Origin of the sequence: Streptomyces sp. NPDC059524 (genome assembly GCF_042749255.1) — a bacterium.
GTDB classification, from domain to species: Bacteria; Actinomycetota; Actinomycetes; order Streptomycetales; family Streptomycetaceae; genus Streptomyces; species Streptomyces xanthii.
This window is the reverse complement of record NZ_JBHYTK010000171.1, coordinates 9,000-16,930: the sequence shown is the minus strand read 5'-3', so window position 1 is coordinate 16,930 and position 7,931 is coordinate 9,000. Positions and strand designations below refer to the sequence as shown.

General features: G+C 72.6%; 7 protein-coding genes and 2 pseudogenes. 3 read left to right on the top strand and 6 right to left on the bottom strand.

From position 1 onward, the window contains the following. Nucleotides 1-48: 48 nt before the first annotated feature. The 3 genes from ACFW9D_RS32860 to ACFW9D_RS32850 form a co-directional block, all read right to left on the bottom strand. Nucleotides 49-498: a spore-associated protein gene (locus tag ACFW9D_RS32860; RefSeq protein ID WP_188340779.1), complete on the bottom strand. Its 450-nt coding sequence runs from the start codon at nucleotides 496-498 to the stop codon at nucleotides 49-51. Between the two features lie 105 nt (nucleotides 499-603). After that, on the bottom strand, nucleotides 604-2,022 hold the full coding sequence (zwf, locus tag ACFW9D_RS32855; RefSeq protein ID WP_384628079.1) for a glucose-6-phosphate dehydrogenase: 1,419 nt from the start codon (nucleotides 2,020-2,022) through the stop codon (nucleotides 604-606). A gap of 178 nt (nucleotides 2,023-2,200) precedes the next feature. Continuing rightward, nucleotides 2,201-3,130, bottom strand: coding sequence for an aldose 1-epimerase family protein (locus ACFW9D_RS32850; RefSeq protein ID WP_384628077.1), 930 nt, complete (start codon nucleotides 3,128-3,130; stop codon nucleotides 2,201-2,203). A 161-nt stretch (nucleotides 3,131-3,291) separates the two neighbouring features. Between ACFW9D_RS32850 and ACFW9D_RS32845 the strand changes: the two genes are divergently transcribed. Beyond that, nucleotides 3,292-3,447 carry a hypothetical protein gene (locus ACFW9D_RS32845; RefSeq protein WP_384628074.1) on the top strand — a complete coding sequence of 52 codons (156 nt, stop codon included), beginning with the start codon at nucleotides 3,292-3,294 and terminating at the stop codon, nucleotides 3,445-3,447. A 23-nt stretch (nucleotides 3,448-3,470) separates the two neighbouring features. On the opposite strand, the gene ACFW9D_RS32840 is transcribed toward ACFW9D_RS32845, so the two are convergent. Beyond that, a complete protein-coding gene (locus ACFW9D_RS32840) occupies nucleotides 3,471-4,004 on the bottom strand; it encodes a VOC family protein (RefSeq protein WP_384628071.1) in 534 nt (177 codons plus the stop codon). Nucleotides 4,005-4,272: 268 nt separating this feature from the next. Between ACFW9D_RS32840 and ACFW9D_RS32835 the strand changes: the two genes are divergently transcribed. Beyond that, nucleotides 4,273-5,034: a polysaccharide deacetylase family protein gene (locus ACFW9D_RS32835; protein WP_384628068.1), complete on the top strand. Its 762-nt coding sequence runs from the start codon at nucleotides 4,273-4,275 to the stop codon at nucleotides 5,032-5,034. On the opposite strand, the pseudogene ACFW9D_RS32830 reads toward ACFW9D_RS32835, so the two are convergent. Next, nucleotides 5,007-5,675, bottom strand: a pseudogene (locus ACFW9D_RS32830) (protein kinase family protein); the annotation flags it as partial. The gene ACFW9D_RS32835 and the pseudogene ACFW9D_RS32830 sit on opposite strands and share 28 nt — an antisense overlap. A gap of 187 nt (nucleotides 5,676-5,862) precedes the next feature. Next, a pseudogene (locus tag ACFW9D_RS32825) lies at nucleotides 5,863-6,267 on the bottom strand (protein kinase family protein); the annotation flags it as partial. A 172-nt stretch (nucleotides 6,268-6,439) separates the two neighbouring features. Here ACFW9D_RS32825 and ACFW9D_RS32820 point away from each other — a divergent pair. Beyond that, on the top strand, nucleotides 6,440-7,699 hold the full coding sequence (locus tag ACFW9D_RS32820; RefSeq protein WP_384628066.1) for a cytochrome P450: 1,260 nt from the start codon (nucleotides 6,440-6,442) through the stop codon (nucleotides 7,697-7,699). Nucleotides 7,700-7,931 lie beyond the last annotated feature (232 nt).

The following is a 7,931-nucleotide window of genomic DNA, read 5'->3' as shown; positions in this document are numbered from 1 at the left end:
GGGCACACGGCGTGCGGTGTGCCGGGGCGGGCCTTGGGGGGACGGTGGTCAGCGGACGGTGGTGACCCTGTTCTCCTTCAGGGACGCACAGTTGGAGCCGGTGACCTGGACGTACACGTTGCCGATGCTGCCGCCCCAGTCGACGCAGTGCGCCTTGCCGTAGACGTAGGTCGGGCCGGCGTACGAGGTGTACGAGCCGTAGTCCGAGTCCCCCTGGTCGGTGTCCGGCACGTAGATCCAGGCCGACATGTCCGTCCTGGTGCCCGGGTTGCTGCGGATGGTCACGACGCAGTTCTTGCCGTTGGTCGAGTTGTACGTCAGGTAGATGGTGCCCCGGGTGCCCACGGGCGCCGAGTTGACCGTCTTGTAGCTGCTGCCGCAGACCTGCTGCGGGGTGACGTTGGCCGCCGCGGAGGCGGGCGACGCCAGGGCGGTCGTGGCGCCCATCGCCAGCGCGGCCAGGGCCGCGGCGGTGAGGGCAGGTCGGTTCACACGCATATTTCCCCCATGTCACTGTCAGGGTGGGCTGTTCCTGATTGGTGTGACACGGGGCACATAGGGTTGGTTGTACCTGAATCCGGCCACCCTCCGGCCGGGAGTGGATCAGCCGAAGAGGGTGGGGCCGAGCGGGTGCCAGCCCTCCGGTCCCGGGATCCGCGCCGCCTCGGGCGGGCCCCAACTGCCGGGCTCGTAGACGACAGGTGCGGTGGTCGGGTTCAGTACGGGGTCGACGATGCGCCAGCATTCGAGGATGGCGGGGTAGAACGCGAAGGGTTCCGGGTCGCCGCTGACGGCGCCGCCGAGGATGGTCTCGTAGGGCTGTTCCAGGCGGCCGAAAAGCTTCGCGTACTCGACGCCGACGGGTACTTGGGCGGGTTCGTCGTCGCCCTGGGCCTTGCGCACGACGAGGTCGGCGCGGATGCCGGTGTCTCCGTCGATGCGGAAGCGGACGACGTTCGGCGGGCCGTCCCCGGTGCCCGAGGCGAACAACTCCAGGGGCGGGCGGCGCAGTTCGACCACGACCTCGGTCGCCGAGACGGCGAGCGCCTTGCCGCTGCGCAGATGGAAGGGGACGCCGGACCAGCGCCAGTTGTCCACGTGCAGGGTCGTGGCGAAGTAGGTGTCCGTGGTGGAGTCCGGCTTCACGCCGGGGACGTCGCGGTAGCCGCGGTACTGGCCGCGCACGGTCTCCGAGGGGTCCATCGGGCGCACGGAGTGCAGCACCCGCCACTTCTCGAGTCCCTGCGCGACGGGGTTCGCCGCGCTCGGCGGGTCCATCGCGAGGAGGGCGAGGACCTGGAGCAGGTGGTTCTGCACGACGTCGCGCAGACAGCCGACGGAGTCGTAGAACGAGCCCCGGTCGGCGACGTCGAAGTCCTCGGCGAGGCTGATCTGCACGTTGTCGACGTAGGAGCGGTGCCAGATGGGTGCGAGGAGGGTGTTGGCGAAGCGGGCCACCATGAGTGACTCGACGGCGGCGTTGCCGAGGAAGTGGTCGACGCGCAGCAGGTGGTTGTCGTCGAAGTACTTGCCGAGTTCGGCCTGGAGGGTGCGGGCGGAGGCGCCGTCCTGGCCGAAGGGCTTCTCCACGACGAGCCGGGCGTTCCGGTTGAGTCCGGTGCGGCCGAGCGCGGAGGCGACGGTGGTGAACAGGCTCGGCGGGATGGCCAGGTAGTGGGTGACGAAGCCGAAGCCCGACACCGCCTCCTTGAGCCGCTCGAAGGTCGCCTCGTCGGCGAAGTCGCCGGTGACGATGGAGAGTCCGGCCGCAAACCGGCCGAACACGTCCTCGTCGATGGTCGTGCCCGTCGCGGTGACGGCCTCGCGCGCGTGGTCGCGCAGGCGCGCGTCGTCCCAGTCCCCCACCGCCACCCCGATCACGGGCACGCCGAGCCGTCCGGCCGCGGTGAGCTGGTAGAGCGCGGGCAGCAGCATCTTGCGGGCCAGGTCGCCGGTGATGCCGTAAAGGACCAGCGCGTCGGAGGGTTCGAGTCGGGACGCGGGGAGCGAGGTCTCGGTCATGCGGGGTCGGTTCCGTTCCAGGTCGTGGGGGTGCGGCAAGGGGCCGTGCCGACGTGCGGCGGGAAGGCCAGGCTGACGATGAAGCCGGACACCCCCTGCGGAGTCCGGAGGGGGTGACCGCGGTCGGCGGGCCGTGTGTGCCGGGCTCGCGGGAGAGCCCCTGAACCATGTCGTGCCCTCACGTTCCGTCAGGGGCCGGGCCCGCCGTGAAGCCCCAGGACCCGGTGTACGACTCCCCGGGTTCGAGGCGGATCAGGTCGGTGCCGCTGGCCAGCGCGTTGGGCGGGCCCGTCATGGGTTCGACGCCGACTCCGCGGCGGCGGTCGGCTTCCGGCACGCGGTCGGCGGTGTAGACCTCCAGCCAGGGCTGCGCGTCGTCGAGCCAGAACAGGACGCTGCGCCGTGTGCCCTCGAGGCGGACCCGGGCCAGACCTTCGGCGTCCCGGTCGAGCTCGGTGAAGGCGAGGTCGACGCTCTGCGCGCCGATGCGGCGCCCGGCGGTGAAGTCGTACTCCGTGCCGGCGACGGCGACGGTGGGCCCGCTCGGCACCATCCTGGCGTCGACCGGCTGGTAGCGCCGTCCGGGCAGGTGCAGGACGCAGTCGTCGATGGGTTCGCCGACGGTCAGGTACGGGTGGGTGCCGTGCGCGTACGGGGCGGGCCGGGTGCCCGTGTTGCGGGCGGTGATCCGCACGGAGAGGCCGGTCGCGGCGTCCAGGCTGTAGCGCACGGTGAGGCTGAGGCGGAAGGGGTAGCCGGCCGAGCCGTGGAGCCGGTAGGCGAGAGTGAGCCGGTCCGGGTACTCCTCGACGGGGTGCCAGGTGGTCCAGCGGACGAGGCCGTGGATGGCGCAGTCGAGTTCCGGTTCGGAGAGGTCGAGCTGGTGCTCGGCGCCGTCGAAGGCGTAGCGGCCGTGGTCGACCCGGTTGGGCCAGGGGACGAGCAGCTGGCCGAAGGCGGCCGGCGCCGGCTCGTCGGGGCCGTAGGAGAGGATCAGCGGTTCGCCCCGGTACGTGAGTTCACGCAGGCCGGCGCCTGTCTCGGTCACGGTCGCGCGGTAGTCGCCCGCCCCGAGGCCGTACTGCGTCCCGCTCAGCTCGTTGGCCATGCTGCGATCCGTAGCCGGGGCCCGGGCCGCTCTCACCGACTCGCCGCAGCTGTCCGTGGAACGAGTGAAGGTGCGGGGCCTTTCGGCGGCCGGACGGCCCGCCGGGGATGCGGGCCCGGAGATTTTCTGCGTCGTCGGTGCCGCCGGGTGCGGCGCCGGCGGTGGCCGCCCGGGGCCCTCCGGACGCGGGGGCGGCGGGGGAAGCGGTGCGGCTGGTCGTGCGGGATCTGCTCGTGGTCGCGGGGGTGTCGGTGAGGGAGGCGGCCGCGGCGGTGCGGGACGGCGCGTCGGACGCGCCGCCGGTGCCCGCACCGTAGGACCGGCCGCGCGGGCCGATCCCTCAGGCCCGGCCGGTCAGGTGCTGCCAGACCGTGGGGTCGGTGCGGGGGCCGCCCCGGGTGTCCGCGCCGTACTTGGCGATCTCGGCGTCGAGGTCGAGCGGGCGGGTCGGGGACGTCATCGCCGAGAGTTCCTCGACGACCGCCGCGTCGGGCACCAGCCAGCACACCTCGAACTCCAGGCCGTCGGGGTCGCGGGCGTAGAGCGCCTTGGTGGAGGCGTGGTTGCTGGCGCCGGTCAGCGCGCCGGCCTCGGCGAGACGGTCCCGCACCCGGCCCAGTTCGGCGAGGGTGTCGACCTCCCAGGCCAGGTGGTAGAGGCCGACCGAGCCGGTGCGCCGGGCGCCGGACGCGGCGTCGCGGGACTGGAACAGCCCGAGGTCGTGGTCGTTGGCCGAGTCCGCCGCCTGCAGGAACGCGGCCCCGGGGAACGCCTGGGGCAGGGCCCGGAAGCCCAGGACGCCGCAGTAGAAATCCGTACTGCGGGCCAGGTCGGACACGAACAGGACGGCGTGGTTCAGGCGGTGGATCGGCATGGTCGGTACCAGTTCCGTTCAGAGAGCGAGGGAGCCAGGAGGCGGGGTGCGCGGGCTGCGCGGAGTGCCTCGGGGAGCAGTATCCGGCGCCGGCCACGCGCGCCGGGACCTGGTGCCCACCCACTGGGACAAGGGCCGGTTGTCCGCGATCATTCCCGGAATTGTCCGTGATCCGTAACGGGCGGATCCTCCGGGCCCGAACTCTCGTCCTGCTTATCGGTCGCGAGGTGACCGAGGAGCGGCGCAACTGCGCGGAAATGGGGCGGACATGGCACGGCACAGCGGTGGGCGGGGCTGGTACGGCAAGGTCGTCGGGGCGGCGCTCGGGGTGACCCTGCTGACCACGGGTGCGTCGATCTGGACGGCGCAGGCGGGTGCGCTGGGCAGTGCCGAGCCCGAGAAGGCCGCGCCGGCGGCCCCGAAGGCGGTCTCCGCGACCATCGCGCACGCCTCGGAGGCCGGGGAACGCGGCATCAACCTCACGATCGACGACGGTCCCGACCCCGTGTGGACCCCTCAAGTCCTGGACCTGCTGCGTGAGTACAGAGTGAAGGCCACGTTCTGCATGGTGGGCACGCAGGCGCAGGCCCATCCGGAGCTGGTGAAGAAGGTCGTCGCGGCCGGGCACCGGCTGTGCGACCACTCGGTGTCGCACAACACCGCGATGGACAAGGCGTCCCAGGAGTACCAGTCCAAGCAGATCCTCGACGCCGAGCGCATGATCACCGAGGCCTCCGGCGGCGTCCGCCCCATGTACTACCGGGCTCCCGGCGGGGCGTTCACCCCGTACAGCCGCAAGCTCGCCGCGTCGCGGGGTATGCGTCCGCTCGGCTGGAACGTGGACTCCAAGGACTTCGAGCGTCCGGGCACGGAGGCGATCATCGCCACGGTCGAGCGCGAACTGCCCAGCGGTCCGACGATCCTGTTCCACGACGCGGGCGGCGACCGCTCCCAGACCGTCGAGGCCCTGCGCCGTCTGCTCCCCCACCTCAAGGAGCAGGGCTACACGTTCGGCTTCCCCGTCCGCTGAAGCCCGCGCAGTGCCTCCGCCGGATAGCGCGTGCTCCGGCTGTCCTGCCGGAGTTCCCGGAGGAAGTCCCCCATCACTTCGGCGACCGGCGCGTGGCGGAGGAGCGCCGCCGCGATCCCCGGCGGCACGTCCGCCGGGACGTCTCCCTTCGCGCACGCGCGGACGAACGCTCTACGGGCGTCGGGACCGTGCCGGTAGAGGGCGAAGGCCAGCCAGTTCACGAGGTGGTTGACCGTGTAGCAGCGGTCGTACGTGTCGTGCCGGTCGAAGAAGCCGGCCTCGTCCGGGGTGAGTGCGAAGCGGGAGGAGAGCGCGAGGCCGTAGTCCGTGAAGAAGAGCCGCCGGCCGTCGGTCAGGATGTTCTCGAAGTGGGCGTCGAAGTGCAGCAGTCCGCGGGCGTTCATGAACGCGGTGCCGGCTGCCAGCTCCGCCTCCACCATGGCGCACGCCCGCTCGGCCCGCGCGCCACCCGCGGCGACCTCGGCACCGAGCCAGTCGTGCAGGTTCCGCGGGATGTACTCCAGGAACAGGGCGACGGTCGCCGAGGCACGCGCGAGCTCCTCGATCCGGTGCCGCACTTCCGCTCCGCCTCCCCAGTACGCGACCGCCCGCTCCACGTCGACCAGTTCGTCGGGGAGCGGCGGGGGGCGGCGGGGCGCGGGGCGCCCGGGGGGGGCGCCGCGGGGGCCCCGCGGGGGGGCCCCCCCCCCCCCCCCCCGCGGGGGGGGGGACAGGCCGGGCAGGGTGACGTGCCAGAAGCGGCTCCAGCGGCCGGCGCCGTGGCCACCCCCCCCCCCCCGCCACCCCGCGGGCGCGCGCGGGGGCGGGCTGCCCGGGCCCGGGCAGGACGCGCCAGTGGTACAGCAGCGGGAAGCTCCCGGTCTCCCCCGCCAGCACCCAGTCCGTCGTCATGGTGTGCACGGCGAGCTCCCGCCAGACACCGAACCCGGGTCCGCCGATGCCGTACTGGCAGAAGGCGGGCAGCCGGAACAGGTTGGCGGTGGAGCGGACGTTCTCCGGCCGTCGCTCCAGGTCCGTCAGCGGCACCTGTTTCACGAAGACGGGCGTGCCGTCCACGTCCAGCAGGGCCGAGGTCCCGCCGATGCCGGCGCCCAACGGGGCGGCCGCGTCCAGGCGTTCACGGATCTGGTCGTCGCTGAGCAGTGCGAGTGCTGTGGCGACGCCGCCGTGGGCGGCCAGACGGACGTCCCGCTCCGGCCCAGGGCTCTTCATCGTGCGACGCCTCCCGTCAGCGGCCTTCGGACTCCGGACTTCCCGCACATGTTGCCAGGGTGAGGAGGACGGGGCGGAGGGTAGACAGTTCCCGTTCGCCGTCCCGTTCGCAGTCCGCGTTCTCTTCGTGCACGCCCCTTTCCAGCACACCCTCAGCCTGGAGGCGCATCACGTGACACGTACTCCCGTCATCCTCGACACCACCGGCCGCCATCTGTACGCGCAGGCCGACTCGTTACGCGACGCGGGCCCGGCCGTGCGCGTGGAGATGCCGTCCGGGCTCGTCGCCTGGTCCGTCACCCGTGGGGCGGTCGCCAAACGGCTGCTGACGCACCCTCAGGTGTCGAAGGACGCCCGCAGGAGCTGGCCCGGGTACCGGCCCTGGGCCGTGCCGTGGCTGGCCGCGTGGGTGGACGTCGTCTCGATGTTCACCAGTGACGGCGCCGACCACCAGCGGCTGAAGTCGCTGGTCGGACGGGCGTTCACGGCCCGGCGCATCGCGGCGATGCGTCCGGCGGTCGAGCGGATCGTCGACGATCTGCTGGACCGCATGGAGGCCGCGGCGCCGGGTTCGGTCGTGGACCTGCGCGCCCGGTTCGCCTATCCGGTTCCCACCCGGGTGATCTGCGATCTGTTCGGCGTCCCGGCGGAGCAGCGGCCGGAGATGCTGCGGGTCATCGACTCCGTGCTCGACCACAGCGTCTCCGACGCGGAGGCGGCGAAGAACCGGGACGCCATGTTCGCGGCGATGCACGCACTGATCGCTGCCAAACGCTCCTCCCCCGGGTCCGACATGACCAGCGTGCTGCTCGCGGCGCAGGAGGAGGACGGCGACCGGCTCGGTGAGGACGAACTCGTCAGCACGCTCATCCTCATGATCGGCGCCGGATCCGAGACCGCCGTCTCACTCATCGGCCACGCCGTCGTCGAACTGCTCGCCCATCCGGACCAACTCGCCGTCGCCGTCGCCGATCCGGGCCGCTGGGACGACGTCACCGAGGAGACGCTCCGCAAGCACCCGCCGATCATGCATCTGCCGCTGCGCTACGCCACGGCCGACATCGCGCTCGGCGACGGGGTGACCATCGCGGCCGGGGACCTCGTCCTGATCGGCTTCGGCGCGCACGGCCGCGATCCCGGCGTCAACCATGACCCCGACCGGTTCAGCATCGACCGCGAGGACCGCGAGCACCTCGCGTTCGGCCACGGGATCCATCACTGCCTCGGCGCCCCGCTCGCCCGGCTGGAGGCGCGGGTCGCCCTGCCCGCGCTGTTCGCCCGCTTCCCGCACCTGCGCCTGGCCGCCGACCCCGACGCCCTCCGGCAGCCCTCGTTCATCGGCAACGACTACCGGACCCTGCCCGTGCAGCTGCGTCCGGCCGCCGACGAGGCGCCGGACCACCCGCAGAACGGTGCCCGGCCGCGACGCTGACGTCGTTTACCTGCCAGCCTCCACCACCCCCGGACTGCTGGACTGATCGTGCAACGGCGGTCCTTCACGGGTGGAGAAACATGGGCTCGACAACCAGCGTCGGCACGCACACGCACGGCGGAACCGGTTCGCCTCCGGCCGGGGGGCCCCCCCGCCGGGGGGGCGGGCGGGGGGGCGGGGGGGGCGGGGGGGGAGAGGGAGTGTGAGGGCGCTAGATCGAGAGAGTGGGTGG